This window comes from Desulfosediminicola sp., assembly GCF_048381775.1.
Classification (GTDB): domain Bacteria; phylum Desulfobacterota; class Desulfobulbia; order Desulfobulbales; family Desulfocapsaceae; genus Desulfopila; species Desulfopila ganghwensis.
On record NZ_JBLXGE010000007.1, the window covers coordinates 60,283 to 85,031 of the forward strand.

Below are 24,749 nucleotides of genomic sequence, written 5' to 3' on the forward strand. Positions count from 1 at the left end.
GACACACTATGTCAGACATGCGACCAACCCCTTCCGCTCATACCATGAGTCATTCCACCACCATTGTTACCCCTGACAGCAGGGTAGAACAATACGAGCAGGTGGCTATCGAAACTCCATATTCCATTGCCCTCAATGACGAAACCATCGGTTCATCAATGGTCCTGCCCATAGGTCTTGAGGAATTCGGCGTGGGCTTTCTTTTTGGCCAGGGCTATATCTCATCGCCTGAAGAGGTGAAAGAGGTAATAGTTTGCCCCGAAGGAAGGATAGCAGTCTATGCTGACGTTGAACGCACTGAACCCAAAGAGGTCATCATCACCTCCGGTTGCGGCGGTACCGGAAAGATTTCGAGAGAGATGCTGGAAGGCGCCTTCGATCCTCTACAGGAAACCACAATTACCTTTCCTGAAGTCCGGCAGTTCATCAGACAGTCACTGCACTACTCTACGCTGGGTAATGATACCCACTGCGTGCATGGTTGCGGCCTCTGGCAGGACAATTGCCTGAAAGTCTACTATGAAGATGTAGGACGACACAACGCTGTGGATAAAGTGATGGGAGCCATTCTACTCGGCAAGGCCACACCCCGCGCCGCAATCTACACCACCGGCCGCCTCACTTCAGACATGGTGTTGAAATGTGCCCGCATGGGTATTCCCATTATCATGTCACGCACCTCGCCATCTTCGCTGGGACTTGCTATTGCCCGTAGATCAGGGGCGACCCTTGCCGCCTACGCCCGGCCGGACAGGCTCAATGTATTCAATGCTCCCGAGAGAATTATCAGCGAGGCAGAGTAAGAGACTCCGCCCCGCTTTTTCCCTGTGCAGACAAAAACTGCTGCCGGCTATTTTTTCTCCATACCAAGCTCAATCAACTTTTCTAGGAGAGCCGGGAAGTCCAGTCCATGAGCAGCAGCGGCCTGGGGAAACAGGCTGGTTTCTGTCATCCCCGGAATTGTATTGGTTTCAAGCAGGTAGAGATTTTCTTCAGAATCCATCAGCATGTCGGTACGGGAATAGCCTTTAAGCCTTAGCACCTTATGGGCTCTGATCGCATAATCCTGTGCCTTACGGGAAATCTCCGCGCTCACCGGTGCCGGACAGATCTCCTCTGAAGCGCCCGGAACATATTTGGCGTTATAATCAAAAAACTCAAAATCCTTACCGGGCACTATCTCTATCAACGGCAGCCCTTCGGGATCATCATTACCGAGAACTCCCACCGTCAATTCACGCCCTTCGATATATTGCTCAACCATGACCGATCGACCATGTGTCAGCGCGGTCTCAATTCCGGCTATCAACTCATTTTCTGTTCTGGCAATGGTCAAACCAAGACTTGAGCCCTCGCGCACCGGTTTAACAACCAGGGGCAGCCCAAGATTTGCCACAAGTTCTCTGCCGTTTGGCACTTTCCGGGGAGTAACTACCTTCCACCGGGCAACAGGAAGTCCCTCCTTGAGATACAGATCTTTAGCCAGGTCCTTGTCCATGGCAATGGCACTGCCAAGTACCCCCGCACCCTGGTACGGTATATTCAGGAGCTCGAGATAACCCTGCACGGTGCCGTCTTCGCCATTTTTGCCATGCAGAAGAATAAAAGCACAATCTATGTTATCTTTTTCCTCATACAATCGGCCGAGATCAGTCGCCGGATCGAAACGTAACACTTCGAAATTTCTTGCCAGTAAAGCCTTCTCAACCCCTGCCGCTCCTTTCAGCGACACTTCACGTTCACCAGAGGTCCCGCCAGCCAGCAAGGCAATTCGTAATTTTTGTTCTTGCATTGGAATCTCTCCTTATGGTATTCGATCACGTTTCACAAATTACAATTGAGTTGTACCGTTGCACTTGAGACTGTACTGCACTATCTCTTTGTGACAGAGTAATTACAGAATCAGTTGAAGATGCGTATCGACACCTGGCCAGCCTCTTCAACACAGCGCATAGATGCGGTAATGCTGTACAAAGAAGTCAGCCAACAGCCGAAATAGGACAAAGACGAGTCACTTCAAGCCACTGAGCAATCACCGTGGCTTCTCGTACTCATCGTCATTCATGGAAACGGAAATAATTCAAAAACTGCAAGCCATAGTCGGTTCAGAGCATTGTACAACCCGACTGGAAGATCTGCACTGTTATTCTTATGATGGCCGGGCCAACCCTTCTCTTCCTGAAGCGGTTGTATTCCCGGACTCCACAGAGCAGGTGAGCCAGATTATGAAGCTTGCAGGCAAATACCAGTTTCCCGTGGTCCCGCGCGGCGCCGGCACAGGCATGACCGGCGGGGCTATCCCGGTTGCAGGCGGGCTGGTCATGGCCATGACCCGCATGAACAGAATTATTGAGATCGATAGTGATAACCAGGTGGCAGTCGTTGAACCAGGTGTTATTACCATCGACCTGCAAAAAGCTGCAAAAAAGGTCGGGCTTTTTTACCCTCCCGATCCTGCCAGCCTGAAATATTGCACCATTGGCGGTAACGCCGGAGAATGTGCAGGTGGACCTGCTGCGGTAAAGTATGGTGTGACCAAAGATTACATAATGGGCCTTGAGGTGGTTTTACCTTCCGGAGAGGTCATCCACACCGGTACCCGTACCGAAAAAGGAGTCACCGGTTACGATCTCACCAGACTGTTTGTCGGCTGCGAAGGCACCCTGGGGATTATGACCCGGCTCTATTGCCGACTGATACCTGCCCCGGAGGCAAAGGAAACATTTCTGATCAGTTCAGATTCACTTTCGGCTATAACCGGGCTTGTTGCAAAGATTCTCAATAACAACATCCTGCCCTGCAAACTTGAATACATGGATCGCACTGCCATCAAGGTGGTCTCAGGTATCATGGCAGAACCTCCAGGTGAAGATGTTGAGGCGTTGCTGATTGTCGAACTCGACGGAACCGGAGAATCTGTGACCGAGCAAAAGCAAAGGCTCCTGGCAATGCTGCAGGTTTTAGACGAGTTCACGGTTCACCACGCCGCAACCAGTGAGGAGGTCAGTCAGCTCTGGCAGGCACGGCGCTCAATTTCACCTGCGACATTGAATCTGAAGCCCCACAAAATCAGCGAGGATGTTGCCGTACCACGCAGTCGAATCCCTGAACTGGTAGCCCATTGCGAGGCCCTCTCAGCCGAACTCGGGTTGACCATCCTCAGCTATGGCCACGCAGGTGACGGTAATATTCACGTAAATATCATGCTCGATAAAACCAACCCACAGGAACTTAAAGCTGGGGAAGAGGCGAAAAAGCGACTCTTTGAATTCACCATCTCCATTGATGGAACACTCTCGGGTGAGCATGGTATTGGTATAACTAAGGCGCCCTATCTTGACCTCGAACTCAACGAGGCCACGATAGCAGTAATGAAACAGCTCAAAACGCTGTTTGATCCACTGAACATATTAAACCCTGGAAAAATTTTTCCACAGTCTCCGTCGAGGGGGTGAATTTCAATCACTTAGATCAACCAGAAAAAAAGAATAGCGGTAAAGTCAGTACATTCCTTGGCAATTGCAGCAGTTAAGGCTGTAAATTGCAGGCTACATCTTGCAGGATTTGTGCGCTTTTCCTACAAAGAGATTGACAGAAAGGCAACTTCCTTTTATATAAAAAAGGTTATGTTGTGTATTTGCCCCTTTTAGGCATTTATTGCGTTTAATTAATGCAACAGCCTGAAAACATATGAATATTTTCCATAAACGGAGCCAAAAATGATAGAAGTTGAAGTTCGAGGAGATCTCGAATATGCAATTCGCCAGCTGAAGAAAAAACTGCAGATTGACGGTATCAAAAGAGAACTCAAGCGTCGCGAATACTACGAGAAGCCAAGCGTAAAGAAACGCCGCAAGCAGGCTGAGGCCCGCAGAAAGCTCCGCAAGTTCAACCGTCTCAGAAGAGCGCATTAGTCTTTTGTTTGAAAAGCCTTGCAATACGGCTTTTTGAATAGGGGCAGCACGTGTGACACGGCCTCCCGGAAATAACAAGCCGCCTCTTCTGCCGGAACAGTTCCTTGGCGCATATGAACTGTTCCTCCAATATCTCATATCAGAAAGGCGGCTTGCCGAAAACAGCGTTGAGGCATACTCTGCCGACATCAACGGTTTTCTCACCTATCTCGCCCGCAAACGCAAAAAAACGTTTGAAGAGGTAAATCTCAAGGTCATCCACAATTTTCTCCAGAACTGCCTTGAGAACAATATTTCCCATCGCAGCAACGCCAGACGTGTATCGGCATTACGCACCTTTTTCAATTTCCTTGTCCAGCGAAATCTGACAGCTGATAATCCGTTTGTTGCTGTCGATCTGCCGAAGAGCGGTAAAAAACTCCCCATCGCACTTTCAGTTACTGAGGTCAGCAAACTGCTCAAGCCACCTGGACTGGTTACCCCCATAAGCCGTCGAGACACGGCAATGATCTTTCTCCTCTATTCTACCGGGCTACGGGTTTCCGAACTGGTCAACCTGCCACAATCCGCCGTCAACCTGACCTCCTGTTTCATCCGGGTACTTGGTAAAGGCAACAAAGAGCGCCTCATTCCTTTTGGGCGGCAGGCTAAAGAGAAAATTGAAGAATATATCGACCTCGGTCGGCCAAGGATTCTCAACGGCAAACGATCCAACTACCTTTTTGTCACCAACCGGGGCAGTTGCATGACCCGACTCAGGTTCTGGCAAATCATCCGCAAAGTCGCCCTGGCAGCAGGAATTGACAAAGATATTTCACCGCACATGCTCAGGCATTCCTTCGCCACGCACCTGTTATCGCACGGTGCCGACCTGCGTGCGGTTCAGATGATGCTCGGTCATGCCGACATCTCGACCACTCAGGTTTATACCCATGTCGACCAGGACAGATTGAAAACTATTCATAAAAAGTTTCACCCGAGGGGATGAAATTGTGTACATATTGGCAATAGTAGGTAAAGCTACCCTGAGTAAATACCACAAATTGCCCAAAGCATAACTCCCCGACCGGAACATAGCATCTCGGGATTAAACACAACTGAGCGACCTGATTAATGCGAGTAATCACTACGCACCTTAACGCAGATTTCGACGGCATGGCCTCCATGGTGGCGGCCCACAAACTCTACCCTGATGCCGTTCTAGCCTTTTCCGGTTCCCAGGAGAAAAACCTGCGCGATTTCATTTCGCAGACCCTGCTTTATACTTATGATTTTAGGAAAACAAGCGATATCGATCTGGATCAGGTTGAGATGCTGATTATCGTCGACACCCGCTCATCCTCCCGCATTGGTAATTTCTCCAAATGTCTGGAAGACAGTAAAATTCCGGTGCATATTTACGACCACCATCCGGAAAGCCCCAGTGATATCGAGGCTGAGGTTGAGATTATCAAAAATGTTGGTGCCACCTCGACCATCTTCACCCAGCTGATAAAAGAACGGGACTTAGATATCACTCCGGATGAGGCGACCATCCTCTGTCTCGGAATTTATGAAGACACCGGTTCGCTTACCCACCTGACGACCTCACCCGAAGATCTCGAGGCGGCCGCCTGGCTGGTACGAAAAGGGGCAAAGCTCGATATCGTTTCACAATTTATCACGTACGAGTTAACCACCCAGCAGGTAGAGTTGCTGCATGACCTGATGAAGTCAGCAACGCAGTACACTATCCAGTCCATCCCCATCGTGGTGGTGACCCATTCGCTACAGAACTATGTTGACGATTTTGCCCTGATAGTCCGACGCTTCATGACCATGGAGAATCTGGATACACTTTTTGCTCTGGTCTCCATGGCAGGCAGGATTTATCTCATTGCCAGGAGCCGAATCCAGGATATCAACGTCGGCGCCATCGCCCGCGATATGGGGGGGGGCGGTCACTCCACCGCGGCATCTGCCACGGTCAAGGATATGACCCTGATTGAGGCCCATGAAAAGCTGATCCAGACCCTGCACCGTCACGTGCGGCCACAGCCCATAGCGAAAGAACTGATGTCAATGCCGGCTATCACGATACCGGCCGACATCTCCCTGACCAACGCAGCTTTTTTGCTCAACCGCTATTCAATCAACTCAGTTCCGGTTGAAGCCCCTGCAACGACTCGCATACAGGAATGCCCATTTCTGAATATCGTCGGCATTATCTCCCGCCAGGTTATTGAAAAGGCGCTGCACCATAATCTCGGTGAACTGCTGGTCAGCGACTATATGTCCACCGATATAGATTTTCTTTCGCTCAATGCAACCCTGGCCGATATTCAGGAATTGATCATAGAAAACCGCCAGCGCATCATCCCAATCATCCAGGATGGCAAACTGGAAGGAGTCATTACCCGTACCGATCTGCTCAACCATCTGGTTAATGACCCGGCCCATCTGCCTAAGAATCTACTGCATGAGACAGAGTACCCATCACTTGAGCGCAAACGGAACCTGAACAAGCTAATGATCGACTGTCTCAACCGGGACATGATCCAACTGCTTCATGTTATTGGCGAAGTAGCCGATCAGATTCGCTTCAATGCTTTTGCCGTGGGTGGTTTTGTCCGTGACCTGCTTTTAAAAAAGCGAAATCTCGATCTTGATATCGTAGTCGAAGGTGACGGTCTCATCTTCGCGCGACATCTCTCCGAACGGCTGGATGGCAGGTACAGAACCCATGAACGTTTTGGCACCGCCGTGGTAATGATGCCCAACGGCTTTAAGATCGACATCGCCACAGCCAGGCTTGAGTATTACGAATATCCAGCTGCCCTGCCCACCATTGAACTCTCTTCGATCAAGCTTGATCTCTATCGTCGGGACTTCACCATCAACGCCATGGCTGTCCAACTCAACCCAGGTCAGTTCGGTACCTTAATCGACTTCTTTAACTGCCAGAATGATCTCAAGCACCAGGAGATCAAGGTGCTGCATAATTTGAGTTTTGTCGAAGACCCAAGTCGAATTTTCAGGGCGATCCGCTTTGAAAAGAGGATGAATTTCCGCATCGCCCCCCACACCGCCCGGCTTATTAGAAATGCGGTGAAAATGAAACTTTTCGGCAAGGCAACCGATACCCGCCTGTTTTCAGAAATCCGCCAGATCCTCGCTGAAGAAAACCCCATTCCTGCCATTCAGCGTTTAGCCGAATTTAACCTTTTTCAATTCCTCTGGCCCGACCTGAGACCGCACCTGAAAATCGATAGGCGGTTTATGCATATCCTGATTCAGGCACAGAAGGCTATCAACTGGTACAAGCTGCTCTACCTCAAAGAAGAATGTCCATGCTGGATGGTCTACCTGCTCGCTATTATGGGCAGATCCCGGCTTGACGTGCTCGAGGCGTTCTGCCAGAGGTTTCTGGTTCCGCCGAAGGCCAAAGAGACACTGCTGCGCCAGAAAGATCACGCTGACAAAACCGCCAACCTGCTGGCTCGCAGGAGGACACTGACCAACAGTGAGATTTACTGGCTGCTTGAGGATTTTAACATTGAAGGCTTACTCTACCTGATGGCTATCGCCCGCAAGAGTTCCGTCAAAAAGGCAATATCCAAATACGTTACGGACCTGCGGCATGCCACGACCCTGATAAGCGGTCGCGACCTGAAAGCCATGGGCTATCAACCCGGCCCCGCCTTCAGGCAAATGCTCAATGGACTGCTGGAAAGCCGCCTAGACGGCGAAGTTGTCAGCAAGGAAGATGAGATCGCCTACATTCAAAAGAATTTCCCGCTACCGACTACCTTATCCAGCAACGAGGTCCACGGTTCGGGTGAAGGAATCTAAGCATCCCATCACCTATTGAATAAATGACTTCCCCACTTTAACCTTTTCCCAATATTAGACGATGTTTTCATTTGATCAGATTATCTTTAAGTTTGTTATATTAGCGCCACCCATCCTTTTGGCACTCACCCTGCACGAGGTAGCTCATGGCCTTACCGCCTACCGCCTCGGTGACCCCACCGCCCGCAATGCAGGCAGATTAACCCTGAACCCGCTCAAACACCTTGACCCGCTTGGTACACTCATATTTTTTATAGCCAATTTCGGCTGGGCCAAACCCGTCCCTGTCAATCCCCTCTATTTTCGCAACGTCAAGCAGGGGATGCTCCTGGTCGCCCTCGCAGGGCCTGCCACCAACCTGGTATTGGCCGTGGCCAGCGCCATCATACTCAAAGTGCTGTTAGCCGCAGGAGTTGCCGGCAACCCGTCGATCATAGGTGCTATCTATCCTCTCATGCAGATGCTCGCAGCCAGTGTCTGGATTAATCTGGTACTTTGCGTATTGAACCTGCTGCCAATCCCCCCTCTTGACGGCAGCAAAATTCTTGCAGGCATATTGCCGAACGAATTAGCCAGTTCGTATATGAAGGTTGAACGTTACGGCTTTATCATCCTGCTGGTTCTATTAGTCAGCGGTTTACTCAGCAAAGTAATTTTACCCATTGTCAGCTTTGCCAACGGCTTTTTACTCTCATAACCGACTTCTAACGGTTTACATGCAAAACGGGAGATTCACCTCTATGGTGAATCTCCCGTTTCCTTTTTCAACACAACAAACAGTCCTTTCTACAACAGGGATGTTCCTTCTGAATAGAGATAACGCTTGATCTTGTGAGTAGCTGTTTTTATAAACGGCTCACGACGCTCGAAAACCCTGGCAATTCGAGAAGCCGATGAGAGTTGGGTGTTTAACTGGTTTCGCATCTCTTCAAGCCGGGTCTCTATAAATTCACGGCGCTCCCCCCGCCCTTTGCCCTTGGTCTCCTCGTCTATCAACTCATAATCCGGGTAGACCCAGGCCTCAAGCTGACCGCCGCTCTCAAGAACCAGGCTCTCGACAACCAAGGGAAAACAGTTGATCTTGTGCTCGATGGCTTCAGGATAGACGTTTTCGCCATTTGCCATGACGATCACATTTTTAGAACGGCCCCGAACATGGAGATTGCCCTCCTCATCGACAAAACCGAGATCACCGGTGGCCAACCAGCCATCGCTTGAAAGAACCTCGTCAGTGGCCTCCTGATCGCCATAATAGCCTTTCATCACATTTGGGCCTGTGGCGAGAATTTCACCAACACCGGTTGCAGGATCAGGATCGACGATTTTCACCTCAACGCCAAACAGAGGTTTACCTGTAGATCCGGGAGCAATGGTGGCATCCCCAAAAGGACCACCAGCCAACAGTGGCGCCGCCTCGGTGAGGCCATATCCGATCAGGAACGGAAATTCCGCGTCGTGCAGAAAATCCTCAACCTCCGGATTCAATGCCGCGCCACCAATTCCCATAAACTGGAGATTGCCGCCAAAAAACTCCAACAGTTTCTGGCCTATTTTTTTATAAACCAGTTTACGGCCAAAATTGGTTTTGCAGGCGATATTGAGCAGTTTGGAATTTTCAATCTGCGGCAATACCCGTTTCTTGTAAATCTTCTCCAGGACAAGCGGCACCGCAAAAATAAAGTTCGGTTTTTCCACCTTGCAAAGCTTTTGCAAAATTGCGGGAGTCGGTGTTTTACCCGCATAGGCCACACGGGCTCCACTCAGGAGAGGCAGTATAAACCCGAGGGTAAACTCATAAGTGTGAGACATGGGCAGAATGGAAAGGAAAACACTTCCCACAGGAATTTCCTTCAGCCTTGAACTCGAATAAGCGTTGGAAGTGAGGTTCTTATGAGAGAGCATCACCGCCTTTGAATAACCGGAAGTACCTGAAGTATAGAGGATAGAGGCGATATCGTTCTCTTCGACTACCGGAAAATCCGGTGCCTCATCCAACGCCTTCAGATCATCTGTCGCCTGCTCAAGTAAATCACCAAAACCGATGACATTGATTACTGTCTGTTTGGCAGTCTGCTCATCAAGGGTAATAACCGGCCCGACAAGTTCTTTTCGTAATTCGTATATTTTGTCAATCTGACGAGTAGTGGTAAAAAGGATTTTGACCTCCATTTCATTGAGGATGTGATGAACATCACTCTCAGGAAGGTCAGGGAGTATGGGAACAGCTATCGCACCAAGACGAACTATAGCAAAATAGGCTGTACCCCAGTTATGAGAATTTTCGGCCAGGATGGCCAGTCGATCACCTTTCTTGACACCCTCTTTCTGCAGACGACAGGCAAGAGCCATTACATTCTGATGAAACTCGTTATACGTAAGAGCCCTCTCAAGCGCCATCCCTATGGCTGGATTGTCTCCGAACTTGGCGCGGCTTGAATCGAGGATGTAATTGAGTGTCATCCGAACATCAGCTTCAACCACCATATATTCACCTCTGCGTAGTAGGTTTTGCAGCTTCAGACAACAGCGTAGAAACATCTACATACTATTGCATTCTGTGGTAATTATCGGCAAGGATATTACACAAAGTATGAGTGGTGGTCAATGGTGAAGAGAGAGCCTGTTTGCCGCAACCCCTGTATCTACTAGGAGAAGTCGCTTGACAAGGCTCTTGCGCTTTACTACAACAGTAGCACAATATTGACATGACTTCGCGCCCGAGATATCCCCTGCAGCACTTACTTATATGACCCATATTTTCGTTTCCACCATCCTGAATCACACTCTTCGCTCATCACTCTCCGTGGTGATGTGTCTCACAATTTTTGCATTCTTTTCCCTGAACACTCCTCTGGTCGCCAGCGCTGCAGATGTGCCCGTTCTGGGAAGTCAGGGTAATATAGCCAAAGTTAAACGTTACCCGGATGAGCTGAGTGAACTTCCGGTCTCCGCAAACACCCTGAACCGTATCTCAGCCCGCAGTGCAATTGTCATTGATGCACAAAATGACAGGGTCCTCTTCGCCAAAGACCCCGATAACCCACGGCAACCTGCAAGCACCATCAAGGTACTCACCGGCACGATCGCCCTCAAATCCATGACCGGCGATGAGTCGATCCCGGTAAGCCGGGAGGCAGCCTCCCGGCCCAGCTCCAAGATGTATCTTGACCCCAATAAGGAGTATCGCGCAGATGAATTGATTACCGCGGTACTGCTCGCCTCATCCAACGACGCCAGCGTTGCCCTGGCCGAGATGCTGGCCGGAAGCGAAGAGGAATTTGCCAGGATCATGACCCTGCAGGCTGAACATTGGGGCGCCACCAACACCGATATAAAAACAGCCACCGGCCTGACCGCCAAGGGCCAAACCAGCACAGCCAGGGATCTGGCCCTGATTTTCCGGGAAGCCATGCAATATCCAGAGTTCGTTGCCAGAATTAAAATGCGGTCGATGAAAACCGACGAAGGTAATACCCTCTACAATCACAATAAGGCTTTATGGCAGATTGATGGTACCGAAGGCGGCAAAACCGGCTACACCAACGCCGCGCGCCAGACCTACGTCGGACAGTTTACCAGGGACGGCAATACTATAATCGTTGCTGTTATGGGTAGTGAGACCATGTGGAACGATGTTAAATTCCTGGTGCAATACGGCTTTGGCCAGTATCGCTATATTTCACCCCATGAAGCTGAGCTTCATTCAGGCGACGAGACACTCCCCCAGGCTGACCACTGATATTGCTCGCGTAACTAACGTTTCTTCGCCTGGACCAACGGTTGAATGTTTTCAACTGTAAGCGTCACCGCACCATAATCCTCTTCCACCAGCCCGGTCAGGATATAGGCCCGTCCGCTCTGCAGCAGATGGGCTGCGCGCTTATAAACTTTTGGGAAAAAAGTAGTCTCCTGAATCCCCGTCTCATCTTCGAAGGTTAAGAATTCCATAGCTTCGCCGGTTTTGGTCGAGACAATCTTCCCGGTGAGCAACCAGCCCACACAGCGGATGCGCCGCCCCACATGAGCCGCGACCTCCTCCATTTTCACTACGCCCTGCGGTGCCCTGCCCATAAAGGTAATGGGGTGATGTCGACAGAGAAATCCAAGTAGTTCATATTCACGTCGCATCTGACTCCCCAGGTCCGGCGGTTGCAAAGCCGGTGGCGGCGGCAATTGCACCGGAAAAAGAGAGCTGGTCCTGCTGAGAACCCTGCTTCTCTGGAAAGCCGCCCACTGCCAGAGCAATGCCGTCCTGTTGAGTTGCGGATCGAGGCTATCCATCGCCCCGGCATGAATCAACGCTCTCCCCTCATCTTCTGCAGGTACCACCCGGTTCCAGAAATCAAGAGGACTGCTAAAATCCCCTTTGTTTCTCTCAACAAGGAGTCTGGTCACCAATTTTTCAGATAGTCCATGGATCGCCTGCAGCCCCACCCGTATCTTCGTGCTGTTTCCCTGCCAGCGATACCTGCTGTGATTCACATCGGGATGCAAAATCTCCAAACCAAGTCGCTTAGCTTCGGAGACATAGGCCATAGTTGAGTAATAACCACCCTGGTTTGAGATCACTGCAGCCATGAACTCCGCCGGATGGTGATGTTTCAGGTACGCTGCCTGATATGAGACACGGGCATAAGAAGCTGAATGCGGCTTGCAAAACGAGTAGCCGGAAAAGCTCATGATCATCTCCCAGACCTGGTCGATATCCTTTTCCGCAATATCCCGCTCACGGCAGCCGCTGTAAAACCGCTCCCGATAATCGTGCAACCGAAGCTCCTTATCCTTTTTGGACATGACCTTTCGCAACCCGTCCGCCCGCGCATGACTGAAGCCCGCCAAGGCCACAGCGACCCTCGAAACATCCTCCTGATAGACCATCAGCCCGAACGTCTCATCCAGCACATCTCCCACCAGCGGATGCAAGGGTTGCCAGGCGCCACCATGCAGTCTGCGTACATATTCCCGAACAAAATCATTGGCCGCCGGCCTGATAATCGATGACTGGATAACCAACTGCTCAAAGTCACCAGTCGCGGCTTTCTGCTGCAACAGGCGCATGGCCGGGCTTTCGATATAAAAGCAGCCCATGGTGGTGCCACGAGCCACACCGCTTCTGGTACGCACATCATCTTCAGGATTCCAGGTCATCTCATCAAGTTCGATACCACCTTCAGAGACCGACTGAACCGCATCACGAATCACACCGAGACTACGATTGCCCAGGATGTCGATCTTCACCAGACCAGCCTCTTCGGTGGAGTCCTTTTCCCACTGGATGATCGGCACACCTTTGGCTGCATACTGTACCGGTACATATTCGTTTATCGGCTTCGGAGTAATCACCACCCCGCCGGGATGCACCGAGAGATAGCGCGGCAAACCGACCAACTGCCCGGCAAGACAAAAAATCTCGGGCCAGGGATCGCTGAAATCCTGATCTTTTAGAGAGGGTAACGTACGGATACGCTCAATGATTGTATCTTCATTGCCCCCGTGCAGCCAGTGCAGTCGTTTGGTGAGTCGGGAGATCTCATAGCCCGGCATGCCGAAAGCCTTAGCCGTTTCTCGAATGGCCATGCGAGGCTGAAAAAAGATATGGTTGCAGACCATAGCGGAGTAACCGCTAAAATCACTCAACACCTCGTTAAGCACCTCATCCCGCTCATCCCAGGAAAAATCCACATCGATATCGGGTGGATCACTTCTGCCCGGGTTGAGAAAACGCTCAAAATAGAGATTGTACTTCAACGGACAAACATTGGTGATCTCAAGGCAGTAGGCCACCAGCGAAGCAGCACCAGAGCCACGACCACAGATCCGGCGTTTTTTTCTGGTACCGTCCGGTCCTTTCCGATGGACAATATCGCGCACAACCAGGAAATAGGAAGAAAACCCCATCTCCTCTATCACCTTCAGCTCATGTTCCAGTCTTTCCACCACTGGTTCACCAAGGTCATCACCGTAACGAAGCCGGGCTCCCAGATAGGTTCGTGCCCGTAGCACAGTGGCAGCATCGCCAAGCTCCGGCTCACGCCAGGGCGGCATGACAATACCGAATTCCGGACCGGTAAAGCGACAGCGGTCTGCCAGGGCCTCTGTCGCCGTCAATACCTCCGGCCAGATACCAAAGCGCTGCCGATACTTTTCAACAGGTTCAAGGGCAAAGACATTTTCCAGGGACTCAAGTTGCTCCAATCGGCTCATACTGGTATTGGCGGCGATGGCCCGCAACAGCTGATAGAGCTGCCGCTCACCTTCATGCGCCAGACTGCTTTCCGCAGTTATTACCGCCGGGACACCTGCATCATTTGCCCACTGCCGCAGCATGCGAGCCTGCTCTGTCGGCCTGGGGCCCAGATCAGCTGCCACTTCGACATTACGGTTCCGCAACTCATCCAGCAGACCGATATCACGCCCCAATATCAGCAAACCTGCACCAGCCCCGGGCAGTGCATCTTCAAAACAAAAATTTTTATTGCAATGACGACTGGTTATCAGCTTGCAGAGATTACTGTAGCCGGTATTGTTCTCCACCAGACAAACCACCAGCCTCTCACTGTCGGGTTCTGAAAGCTCTACCCCCACAATCGGCCTGAGCCCCTGCTGCTTTGCGCTTTTCAAAAAATTCCATAATCCGTAGAGATTATCGCGATCGGTAATGGCAAGGCCGCTATAGCCAAACCGCACTGCGAGTTCACAGAGAGTCTCAGGCATAGCGGTCGCTAGGGAAAGTGAATATGACGAGCGAACCCGCAGGCAAAACATAGCTACCTCTTGAATATGGCGTTAGGAGGGTGGAGATTAATTAATTAGAAGTTAGAAGTCAGAAGCTAGAAGCTGGTGGCTGGGAGATTGAAGATAGAAAGAGAAAGACACATTCCGCGCCCTTCCCCTCTCACCTCTCACCTCTAATCAACAGATTCAGACAGCGAGACGCTCCACAGCCGGATTGGTCTGCCGGGCACCACCGATGTTGATGAGACTGTGGCCAAACCGCGCCCGAATGGTATCCATAGCGCTGAGTACTTTTTCCTGACTCCGTTCTTTAACCGTGGTCTCCGGAAAAAGTGACAGTTGCGGAGACTGACGATGCAGCCGGTCACAGACAAGGCGCACACTGCGCAAGCGAGTACGACGTATCCATGCCCTCTTGAGCGCCAGCATAGCCAGTTGCCTTAACCCGAAATCACTGGAACTCCCCTGCTTCAGCGTTGCCTGTCGCACCACATGGCTTCCGTCTGAATAATGAATCCAGACCCCTATCCTCCTGGCGACCTGCCGACGATGGCGCAAGGTTACAGCGGCCCGACTCACCAGACTGCCGACAATGCTCTCCACTTCCTGCTGATCGTTGGTATCAGTGGCGAAAAGATGTTCATGATCAATGGGGGCAGACTGCTGAGGGCCTCCCATAACCAGGCTGTTGTCCTGGCCATGGCTGGCCTGGTGAAGAAACTCACAGCGGCTGCCGAAAGGTACCATCAGCTGCGAGCGACTCAACTCCGCCAACTGGCCGATAGTGGAAATATGAAATTCCTGAAGACGACTCAACTCCTTTCCCTGTAAACCGGGCAGCAGGGACAGGGAAAGCGGCGCCAGAAACTCCTGCTCTTCACCGGTCGCCACGATGTATTCCCCCACCGGCTTCACCAATCGTGAAGATACCTTGGCCACCAACTTGTTCGAAGCGAGTGTCCAGATGGGATTAATCCCCAGACCATCACGTACCTCACGGCGAACCCGCCAGCCAACATCGGGTGGCGGCCCGAACAACCGGTGCGTGCCGGTAAGATCAACAAAGAGATGGCCATCCTCCAGACCGTGCTCAATCAACGGCGAGTAACTCTGCACCCGTTTCAAAAAGGTGCCCATGGCCTTGCGATAGAGATCGGTGCGAGGCTGCACAACCTTCGAACCACGACAGAGACGGCTTGCCAGATTGAGTGCCATGCCTTTTCTGACCCCGCACTGGTACGCCTCTTCACTCATGTCATACACCACAGCCCGGGCTGCCCCTAAAGGCGCCACAATCAGCGGTTTACTCCTGAGCGTGATGTCTGCCACCCGCTCAACCGCTACAGCAAAATCCGCCACATTGAAATGCAGAATCGATCGTTCCATAATGTCATTAGTCTGGACCTCTCATCAGTCCAGACGGTACCCGGTTCGAAGTTCCCGGCAGTACAGAGGCAGGCTCAGACTCCGGTAGTGGATTATCCTTTGACCGCTGAATAATTGAAGACAACGGGACGCAGCGGCTGGTTCCTGCGCTACGCCAAACTGCTGTGCCCCACTATCTTCTTCAACCGCTGGGCATTCCTGGGAGCCTGGCCGCGAACATGATTATTAAAATAAATCACCCCGCTTTTAGCCTGACGCACCAGTTTACCCAACCACTCTTCACTCCAGCCCCTTAACTCATCCTCGCTATAGTCGTAATCGAATTTTTTCTGCATATTACCTGAACGCCAGCCTGAAATATTGCGACCGTGAAAACGTACATAAAAAAGCTCGGGGTTAGTCACCACATCAAGCGTTGGGAAAAGACCTGCAATCTCAGGCTCATCTACGGTTACCAGACTCACTTTACGCCGCTCAAGCTCCTGGAACACACTATCCACGGCCCAGCTGGCGTGACGAAACTCCACCGCCAACGGCAAACCGTGTAACCCGTCCAGAAGTTCCGCCAGATACCGCCTGTTGCTTAAAGTACGGTCGAAATCAGGTGGTAACTGAACCAGCACGGCCTGCAGCTGCTGCCCCAGAGGCGCTATACCTTCCCGGTAGAGCTTCAGTTGCTCCCGCCAGTCATCTGCCAGCTCGTGGGTCATGGTCCTGGTCAGTTTGGCGGAAAAACGAAAATGCGACGGGGCCTTGCTTACCATACGGGCCACAGCCTCTGCCCGGGCCATCTGGTACCAGGTGTAATTCAACTCGACTGTTGAAAAGGTATAACCATAAAAACTTAACATTTCCGAAGTCCTGGTCCCTGCCGGATAAAAGGTGCTGTCGACCCATTCGGTGTATGAATAGCCGCAGGTGCCGAACAGCACCCTGCAGTCACCAGCCAGGGTAAGCGCCCCCGGAATAGCGTGTATATCTTGTCTGTCTGCCATCGGGTGCACTATCTTCCGTCAAAAACTCCGTTGTCGCCTCGCACCACACCAACCACTTTCCCCTGCACCAGCAACTCACTGAACGGGTAACGCATCACCTGATAGTTTTCGTTTTCCGGTCGTAACTCGATATGATCACTGTGCAGGTAAAAGCGCTTGACCGTCGCCTCTTCGCCCTGTACCAGAACAGCTACGATCTCACCGTTTTCCGCATATTGCCGCGGCTCGCAAATTACCAGATCAGCGTTGAATATCCCGGCGTCACGCATGGAATCTCCCTTAATCCGTAAACAAAACAGATTGTCACCAGGAAAAAGCTGACTATCAACCACCACAGTGCCTTCCCATTCCTGTTGGGCATACATGGGCAGACCGGCGGTAACCTGACCGATGATGGGCAACTCCCGCCCCCGGATAAACGCATCCCCTTGCTCCTGTTGCGACTCGCCCTCCGGCAGCAACCTGATCGTACGGCTGTAATGCCCCTCACGCTCCAGTACACCTTTTTTCTCCAACTGACCAATCAACTGGGCCACTGCGTTATGGCTCACCCCAAAATCCGCTGCTGCTTCCCGCAGGCTCGGAGCCCGCCCTTCCTCGTTGATGCGATCGGCAAGATAGTCGTAAAACCGTTTCTGTCTGCTGGTAAGTTCCACACGGCCTCCTCAGAATGCATGATATTTGTACATGTACATTTACCCTTATTGTACAATCACATCCAACATTGTCAATATACATTATATTGTAACACCTGCTGCAGCCAACGTAAAAAAACCTGATCAGGCATCATCTGTTTTCACGGTGTACCAGCCGCACAGTCACAGTGAGGCTGCACCTGGCAGCCGTTTTCCAACAAATAATTGCTGTGTTTCAACCTGATATTGTGTACTCTGATAAGAACAGCTGCCCCAACTTTTCCACGATCAAACTTCCTGTTGGCACCATTCCCCAGCAAAGCACACGCAGGTATCCTATGTTCAGAATTACCGATATTCATACCATTGCCATCCAGATTGAAAAAAACGGAGAAATCTCTTATCAACAGGCTGCAGCACACGCCACCAACCCGAAGATAAAAGCCGCTTTTGAAGGAATGGCCGAGGAAGAGCGTCGGCATCGCCATTGGTTCGAAGGATTTCAGGCCACTCACTCCTCGCCTCCCGAACATCAGGAGCTGGAAGCGATGGGCAGGTCACTGCTGCAGAGCATGATCACTAACCAACCCTTTGGGCTGGATCAGAACAAACTCAACCAAGCCAAGACGATTGCTGAAATCATAACGCAGTCTAAAGCGTTTGAAGAAGATACCATCCTCTTCTATCAGTTTCTCAGGAGCATTATTGAAGAAGAGGACGTCGCCAGTCAGCTCGATACCATCATCGAGGAAGAGAAACTCCACGCTGAACGCTTGAAGGAACTGGTTGAAGCCTGCGCCTAGGAGGCTGTCCGAAAATGCCCTTTTGCCCAAACTCTTCGGAATTTCAAAATAACAATGCCCGCAATATCATTCATATGGCTGTGCTTATTGTTTTTAAATTTCTCGATTTTGAACAAAATGCCTATTATCAGACAAGCTCCTAGGAGTGTCCCACAGCCTCCTGAAAAAACTGATTCGTAAAGATCCCATAGTAGAGTAGTCTGTAGCCATTTCGCAAAATGTGGACGGTTCGGTCAGAGAAAGTAGCTGTGAACCACCTCCGCATCGACCATCAGAGGGGATACTGTTATGACTGTTCTTGCAGGCAGGGATCTTGAGAGCTGGTGCAGGGACTTCCCGGTATTGCGCGAGCTGATTGCCTACCGGGAATGCTGCTGGTTCAACCCGCAACGTACAAATGCCCAAACCGGCCTGACTGCTACCGGGCTCACTGCGGCTGAGCAACAGCTTGCAGCCGAACGCCTTGATCGTTTCAAACCATTCATTGCCAGGGTATTTCCTGAAACAGCCGCCGACCAGGGCCTCATCGAATCACCGCTCGTGGCAATTCCTTCCATGCGTCAGGCGCTGGGACAGCGTTCAGCTATTACGCTGCCTGCCAAGCTGCTGCTCAAATGCGATAACCTGCTGCCCATCTCCGGTTCTGTAAAGGCCAGAGGCGGGATTTACGAAGTCTTGAAGCACGCTGAAACACTGGCTATCAAAAATGGCCTCCTGACTACCACCGACAACTACGCAATACTCGCTGAAGAGCATTTTCGTACCTTTTTCAACGAGTACAAAATAGCTGTGGGTTCAACCGGCAACCTGGGACTCTCAATCGGCATAATGGGCGCGAAGTTCGGTTTTCAGGTCACGGTGCATATGTCCGCCGATGCCCGGAGATGGAAAAAGGATCTGCTCAAAAGCCATGGTGTCGAGGTTGTCGAGTACAGTTCAGATTACGGTGCAGCGGTCACAGCAGGCCGTAGCCAGGCTGAAAGCGACCCGAACTGCCACTTCATCGATGACGAGAATTCCACCGACCTGTTCTTTGGCTACAGTGTTGCCGGGCAGCGGCTCGCCGCACAACTTTCCGCGATGAATATCGAAATCAACGGGCAGCAGCCACTTGTTGTCTACCTTCCCTGCGGTGTCGGGGGAGGGCCCGGCGGCATTACCTTCGGGCTGAAACAGGTCTTTGGCGATAACGTGCACTGTTTTTTCGCCGAACCCACTCACTCGCCCTGCATGCTGGCCGGGCTCTGCACCGGTCTTCACGATACAATTTCCGTACGCGATCTGGGACTTGACAATATCACCGCCGCCGATGGGCTCGCAGTTGCGAGACCATCCGGATTTATCGGTCGCATACTCGCTCCCTTAATTTCTGGTGTCTTCACTGTTGATGACCACGAACTCTACCGCTTGCTGGCACTACTGGCTGACCTGGAACATATCTTTATGGAGCCTTCGGCCCTGGCCGGCCTTCCCGGCATTGTCAAAATTACGCAAAATCGTGACAAACTTGCACCATCCCTTCAAGAACATTTTGATTCCGCTGTACATGTCGCCTGGGGAACAGGAGGGAGCATGGTTCCGGCGGAGGAAATGGCCGGATACTATCGCAAGGGAAAAGAGTTGTTGGAAATGCGTGAGGAGTGAAACGGTGGACGGTGGACGGTGGACGGTGGACGGAATTTAGAATAAATGCCTGTGTTGTCAAAAGCTAAAGCCCGGTTTCAAACCGGGCTTTAGCATGAGAAATCGAGGCATCGAAGGAAAAACAACCGGAACTACATAGCTGATATTGCGCTTATTTCCTTTATCTCGACATCGATGAGTTGGTTGCAAAGGGCTTAGTCCGACAAGCTCCTAACGTAAAGACGAGATATAGTCACCAACGGCTTCCACGCCCTTGTCTTCCAGTACCCGGATAGCGCTGGAGCCGAGCACGGCGATATCAACCTTGCCACGCAGAAAATCAATATCGTCCTTGTCCTTGACGCCAAAACCGAGTGCCAGAGGCAGGTTTGTTGCCTGGCGACAGCGATCGAGATATCCATCCAGCTCGCTGGAGAAAGCGGTATTCTGACCGGTGACTCCCTTTCTGGCAACGCAGTAGATGAAACCGGATGCGTTCCCGGCCAGATAGCTCATCCGCTCATCCGTCGTTTTAGGGGTAAAAAGCTGGATCGGTGAGAGATTACGTTCTCTTAACGCGGTTACATATTCCGGCGCCTCTTCGGGTGGTGCATCCGGTACTATCATTCCTTTAATGCCGTGCGCTGCCGCATCTTCGGCAAATCGGTCTACCCCATACTTGAACAGGATGTTGTAATAGCTCATGTAAAGGAACGGAATATCCAGACTGGCGGTGATTTCCTGCGCCACCTGCTGGCACTGAGCGAGCCTGGCACCCGCTTTCAATGCCTCCTGATTGGCTTTCAAAATAACCGGACCGTCGGCGATGGGCTCGGAGAAGGGAATCTGCAGCTCCATCAGGTCAACCCCTGCCGCCACCATGGTTCGCGCCAGCTCAAGCGAAGTCTCAAAATCGGGATAGCCCAGAACGATATGGGTCATCAGCAGGATTTTCTTATTTTCCCGCTGCTTGCGAATATAGGACTCAAGCATTTTTGTACTCCTCCGCTTTGTTGCAGATGAACTTCTCCCACTGGGGATCGCCGATGGCATCCGCCACAGTGAAGATATCCTTATCACCACGACCAGACTGATTGATGATGATGCACTCGTCCCGGGAAAGCTCAGAGGCCTCCTTGAATGCCTGCACAAAGGCATGGGCGGACTCGAGCGCCGGGATAAGCCCTTCCTTTCTCATACAGAGCTTGAGCGCTTCAACCACCTCTGTATCGGTGGCTGCGGCAAAACGCACCCTGCCGGTCTCACTCAAGTGAGCCAGAATCGGTGACACACCGACATAATCAAGCCCCGCAGAGACGGAATGGGTCTCGCGCATCTGGCCGTCATCATCCTGCAGAAAGTAGGTCTTATAGCCCTGGGCCACACCCACCGTGGCCTGATCGGAAGCAAGGCGCGCGGCATGCAGGCCGGACTCAAGCCCTTTACCACCCGCTTCAACACCAACCAGCTCCACCGGGTCGTCCATGAACCCACCGAACAGCCCCATGGCGTTGGAACCGCCACCAACACAGGCGAAAACTCTGGCCGGCAGCTTTCCGGCATATTTCAGGATCTGCTCGCGGGCTTCCTGGCCGATGATGGACTGGAAGTAGGAGACCATCTCAGGGAACGGGTGAGGACCGGAAGCGGTGCCCAACACATAGTGAGTGGAATCCATATTGGCCGCCCAATCACGAAAAGCTGCATTCATTGCATCTTTCAAAGTTCGGGAACCGTCTTTTACCGCCACCACCTTGGCACCGAGCTGCTCCATCCAGAACACGTTGGGACGCTGGCGCAGTACATCGACCTCACCCATATAAATGGTGCACTCAAAACCGTATTTTGCCGCCATGGTAGCTGTGGCCACACCGTGCTGGCCGGCACCGGTCTCGGCGATAACCCGCCGCTTGCCCATCTTTTTCACCAAAAGCCCTTGCGCGATCACGTTGTTCGCCTTGTGAGCACCGGTATGATTCAGGTCTTCCCGCTTGATATAGATTTGCGCTCCTGCAAAATGCCTGGTCAGATTCTCAGCATAGGTCAGGGGTGTAGGCCGGCAGGAGTATGTGGACATGGTGTGCACATATTCTTCCCAGAAGCCTGGGTCGCTCTTGATACGGGCAAACTCTTGTTCCAGTTCTTTAAATGTGGGTATGAGTATCTCAGGAAGAAACGCTCCTCCATACTCCCCGTAATATCCGGTCTTAGCCATGCGACAAGCCTCCCAGGGATTGGCTGAAAATAAATTCATCCGTTCGACAGAAAAGATCCGAATAGATCGCGTTTTGTTGAAGGGATGAGTCGAGAAATCTGTTAACCGCCAACAGGGGTGTGGACTTGCGAACGTCCAATAGCTCTGTGAGGCGGGTATCGGGATAGGTTATGTTGAACTGCTGGGTTCCCCCGGTCAGAACGAAGTGGAAAGAATCTTCCACCAACTGTGAAAGTGAAATTCCTTCGAGGTTCATGTTTTCCAAACCTGCGAAGATTCTGGCATCGAGATAGATATCCTCAACCAGCACCGGAGTCTCTTCAACCAGGGTGCGCCTGCTGAGATAGATGGCCTCAGTACCACTAAGTGGATTGCTGATACCGCTGATAACCTTGGCACGACGCGGCGGCTCAACAAGAATCACCTTCGGTGCACGCTTACTGGCTTTGAACGATGCCATGGTACCCGCCAGGGAAAACAGGTCGACCCGCTCAGGAGTTTCAGCCACAAAGGTGCCGGAGCCACGCCTTCTGACAAGCAGTCTTTTACGCACCAGGCTGTCGATAGCCTGTCGAACTGTGGGTCTGCCTATCCTATAGAGATCGGCCAGAACATTTTCGGAAGGAATTTTTTCTCCGGGCTGAAACCTGCCGCCACGAATCTCTTGCTGAAGTAATTCTGCAAGTTGATGGTACAGGGGCACTGGCGATGCTTTGTCGATTTTCGTTTCCATACGCCACTGTTTACCAGCCACCTGTCAAGTTGTCAAGACAACTTGACAGGTGGCTGGTTTCAGATCCCCATACTGCTCTCTGCCGAAAAAAGCTACAGGCTCTGACTCTTTCCCGAAGAGGTCGCTACAACTACCTTTTCCGTTTTTTGAAATCCTCTTTTCTGAGATCATATCTGCGCATCTTACTGTAGAGACTTCGGGTTGTTATCCCCGCATGGTCCGCAGTTTTCCGGATACTCCCACCATGCTCAGCCAGGACCCTGCACAGATATTCTTTCTCTGTATGCTCAACCATCAAAGAAACAACGTGCTGCAAAGTTTTAGCCTGCCAGTTACCGGCTAAATTTCCATTCACCGGCTCGTCCACATTCTTGTCTGTGGCATAAAGAAAAGCACTTGGCAGGTTTTCCATTGTTATCTCACCACTCCGACTTAGGAGCATTGAACGTTCGATAACGTTCATCAACTCCCTGATATTGCCAGGCCACTCATAACTACAGAGCGCAGCCATTGCAGGTTCGGCAATCTGGCGAATATCCCTCCCTATCTTACACTTGAAATCCATGACAAAGCGTCTGGCCAGATGGGGAATATCTTCCCGACGCATCCTCAAGGGGGGAATGTTGAGCTTGATCACGCTCAAACGATAATAGAGATCTTTTCGAAAATTACCGCTGTTCACCTCCTGCTCCAGATCCTTGTTGGTTGCGGCAATCACCCGCACATCAACCCATGATGATTTTTCTGCGCCTATGGGCTGTATTTCATATTCCTGCAGAACACGGAGCAGCTTTGCCTGAAGGTGCAGCGGCATCTCTCCAATTTCATCTAGAAATATAGTCCCGCCATGCGCCTGTTCGAATGCCCCGCGCCGCGAACGGGTTGCCCCGGTAAAGGCCCCCTGCTTATGACCAAAAAGCTCACTCTCTAAAAGTTGCTCAGGCAAAGCTGCTGTATTCACGGCAACAAATGGCCCTGAAGCGCGGGGACTTTCACCATGAATTACTTTAGCCAGATGCTCCTTACCAACTCCGGTTTCTCCCATGATCATCAAAACCGAATCACTGGGAGCCACCAGTTGTACCTCGTTCATGAAGAGCTGCATCACTTCACTATTCGTGGTAAAGTCGGAAATCTTCGGCACACTCCTGCCCCGCCGATCCAACCGGTCGCGCATCATAGCCAGCCGACGGCTCTCAATGGTGCCTTCCAGTGCCTTGATCATACGTTCCCTGGAAATACCTGAATAGAGAGAGGAATGAGCTCCTGCGGCTATATAGCCAGCCTGCAATTCGGCAGAATGCTCAGTCTGCAGAACCATGATCGTCGGATTCTCAGGCAAACCGGCAAGCAAGCCTATACCGCCAGCCACAGGGGCAGGAATCATGCTGTCACTGATGACGATAACATCCGCACAACTCCGAACGACCTGTCGCCAGCTGTCGGCCTCCCCGGTCAACCCCTCGACCTCAATTTCAGCCAGCCCGATCTGCTCTTCAAGCCCTCTCTGCAACTCCCGGTCTCCCAGTGCCAATACCACCCTGATCAGCATATTTCACCAGTAATTAAGAAATTGTTTTCCGATAATCCCCCCGTTACGATTTCAGCAACCGCACAATCGGAAAATACTTTCTTTTTTATTCCGGCGCAAGCTTGTTGCTCAACATCGCCCCACCGCCTCGCGGCGACTTTGCCCAGGTCATTAACGATAACAATCAGACCAGTTAGGCAGATTACCATTCAGCATTCTGGGCTGTATTGTTAGAACAAACTGAAGTGAATTCATGAAACACCCCAGCAAAAAGGAAATTCATTTCTTTTTTTTCAAGAAGGACTTTACCAGCCCCTCTCTCGATAACAATTTTTTTTGTTTGTTTTC

19 protein-coding genes are annotated in these 24,749 nt (G+C 51.4%); 9 read left to right on the plus strand and 10 right to left on the minus strand.

What is annotated here, in order from left to right; genetic code table 11:
* Positions 1-8 precede the first annotated feature (8 nt).
* Positions 9-803 carry a formate dehydrogenase accessory sulfurtransferase FdhD gene (gene fdhD, locus ACN5NT_RS12925; RefSeq protein ID WP_419175677.1) on the plus strand — a complete coding sequence of 265 codons (795 nt, stop codon included), beginning with the start codon at positions 9-11 and terminating at the stop codon, positions 801-803.
* Between the two features lie 47 nt (positions 804-850).
* On the opposite strand, the gene ACN5NT_RS12930 is transcribed toward fdhD, so the two are convergent.
* A complete protein-coding gene (locus tag ACN5NT_RS12930) occupies positions 851-1,792 on the minus strand; it encodes a D-alanine--D-alanine ligase family protein (protein ID WP_419175678.1) in 942 nt (313 codons plus the stop codon).
* Between the two features lie 271 nt (positions 1,793-2,063).
* Between ACN5NT_RS12930 and ACN5NT_RS12935 the strand changes: the two genes are divergently transcribed.
* The 5 genes from ACN5NT_RS12935 (at position 2,064) to ACN5NT_RS12955 (ending at position 8,442) form a co-directional block, all read left to right on the plus strand.
* Entirely contained in the window at positions 2,064-3,455 is a 1,392-nt protein-coding gene (locus ACN5NT_RS12935; RefSeq protein ID WP_419175679.1) for an FAD-binding oxidoreductase, read from the plus strand.
* A gap of 267 nt (positions 3,456-3,722) precedes the next feature.
* Positions 3,723-3,914, plus strand: coding sequence for a 30S ribosomal protein S21 (gene rpsU, locus ACN5NT_RS12940; protein WP_419175805.1), 192 nt, complete (start codon positions 3,723-3,725; stop codon positions 3,912-3,914).
* Positions 3,915-3,966: 52 nt separating this feature from the next.
* A complete protein-coding gene (gene xerD / locus ACN5NT_RS12945) occupies positions 3,967-4,902 on the plus strand; it encodes a site-specific tyrosine recombinase XerD (protein WP_419175680.1) in 936 nt (311 codons plus the stop codon).
* Positions 4,903-5,027: 125 nt separating this feature from the next.
* Positions 5,028-7,745, plus strand: coding sequence for a CBS domain-containing protein (locus ACN5NT_RS12950; protein WP_419175681.1), 2,718 nt, complete (start codon positions 5,028-5,030; stop codon positions 7,743-7,745).
* A gap of 61 nt (positions 7,746-7,806) precedes the next feature.
* Positions 7,807-8,442 (plus strand): site-2 protease family protein, encoded by a 636-nt coding sequence (locus tag ACN5NT_RS12955; protein WP_419175682.1) that lies wholly within the window; start codon positions 7,807-7,809, stop codon positions 8,440-8,442.
* 89 nt (positions 8,443-8,531) lie between these two features.
* Here ACN5NT_RS12955 and ACN5NT_RS12960 read toward each other — a convergent pair whose 3' ends face one another.
* Complete coding sequence (locus tag ACN5NT_RS12960) at positions 8,532-10,229, minus strand: AMP-binding protein (RefSeq protein ID WP_419175683.1); 1,698 nt, start codon at positions 10,227-10,229, stop codon at positions 8,532-8,534.
* Between the two features lie 262 nt (positions 10,230-10,491).
* Here ACN5NT_RS12960 and ACN5NT_RS12965 point away from each other — a divergent pair, with 262 nt between their 5' ends.
* On the plus strand, positions 10,492-11,484 hold the full coding sequence (locus ACN5NT_RS12965) for a D-alanyl-D-alanine carboxypeptidase family protein (protein WP_419175684.1): 993 nt from the start codon (positions 10,492-10,494) through the stop codon (positions 11,482-11,484).
* Positions 11,485-11,498: 14 nt separating this feature from the next.
* Here the strand turns inward: ACN5NT_RS12965 and ACN5NT_RS12970 are convergent, their stop codons facing one another.
* The 4 genes from ACN5NT_RS12970 to lexA form a co-directional block, all read right to left on the minus strand.
* Positions 11,499-14,510 (minus strand): DNA polymerase III subunit alpha, encoded by a 3,012-nt coding sequence (locus ACN5NT_RS12970; protein ID WP_419175685.1) that lies wholly within the window; start codon positions 14,508-14,510, stop codon positions 11,499-11,501.
* Between the two features lie 156 nt (positions 14,511-14,666).
* A complete protein-coding gene (locus ACN5NT_RS12975; RefSeq protein WP_419175686.1) occupies positions 14,667-15,866 on the minus strand; it encodes a DNA polymerase Y family protein in 1,200 nt (399 codons plus the stop codon).
* Between the two features lie 149 nt (positions 15,867-16,015).
* Positions 16,016-16,861, minus strand: a complete 846-nt coding sequence (locus ACN5NT_RS12980; RefSeq protein WP_419175687.1) for a DUF72 domain-containing protein — start codon at positions 16,859-16,861, stop codon at positions 16,016-16,018.
* Between the two features lie 8 nt (positions 16,862-16,869).
* Positions 16,870-17,517 (minus strand): transcriptional repressor LexA, encoded by a 648-nt coding sequence (gene lexA, locus ACN5NT_RS12985; protein WP_419175688.1) that lies wholly within the window; start codon positions 17,515-17,517, stop codon positions 16,870-16,872.
* A gap of 317 nt (positions 17,518-17,834) precedes the next feature.
* Here lexA and ACN5NT_RS12990 point away from each other — a divergent pair, with 317 nt between their 5' ends.
* Both ACN5NT_RS12990 and ACN5NT_RS12995 read left to right on the plus strand, forming a co-directional pair.
* Positions 17,835-18,299, plus strand: a complete 465-nt coding sequence (locus ACN5NT_RS12990; RefSeq protein WP_136795607.1) for a DUF892 family protein — start codon at positions 17,835-17,837, stop codon at positions 18,297-18,299.
* Between the two features lie 288 nt (positions 18,300-18,587).
* Positions 18,588-19,943 carry a D-serine ammonia-lyase gene (locus ACN5NT_RS12995; RefSeq protein WP_419175689.1) on the plus strand — a complete coding sequence of 452 codons (1,356 nt, stop codon included), beginning with the start codon at positions 18,588-18,590 and terminating at the stop codon, positions 19,941-19,943.
* Between the two features lie 210 nt (positions 19,944-20,153).
* On the opposite strand, the gene trpA is transcribed toward ACN5NT_RS12995, so the two are convergent.
* From trpA to ACN5NT_RS13015, 4 genes are all read right to left on the minus strand, one after another.
* A complete protein-coding gene (trpA, locus tag ACN5NT_RS13000) occupies positions 20,154-20,915 on the minus strand; it encodes a tryptophan synthase subunit alpha (protein ID WP_419175690.1) in 762 nt (253 codons plus the stop codon).
* The gene (gene trpB / locus ACN5NT_RS13005) at positions 20,908-22,137 is read right to left on the minus strand and encodes a tryptophan synthase subunit beta (RefSeq protein WP_419175691.1); all 1,230 of its coding nucleotides are present in this window, start codon (positions 22,135-22,137) and stop codon (positions 20,908-20,910) included. Before trpB ends, trpA begins: the two co-directional genes overlap by 8 nt.
* Positions 22,130-22,870, minus strand: a complete 741-nt coding sequence (locus ACN5NT_RS13010; RefSeq protein WP_419175692.1) for a GntR family transcriptional regulator — start codon at positions 22,868-22,870, stop codon at positions 22,130-22,132. The genes trpB and ACN5NT_RS13010 overlap by 8 nt, the downstream gene beginning before the upstream one ends.
* A gap of 130 nt (positions 22,871-23,000) precedes the next feature.
* Positions 23,001-24,422: a sigma 54-interacting transcriptional regulator gene (locus ACN5NT_RS13015; protein WP_419175693.1), complete on the minus strand. Its 1,422-nt coding sequence runs from the start codon at positions 24,420-24,422 to the stop codon at positions 23,001-23,003.
* Positions 24,423-24,749: the final 327 nt, after the last annotated feature.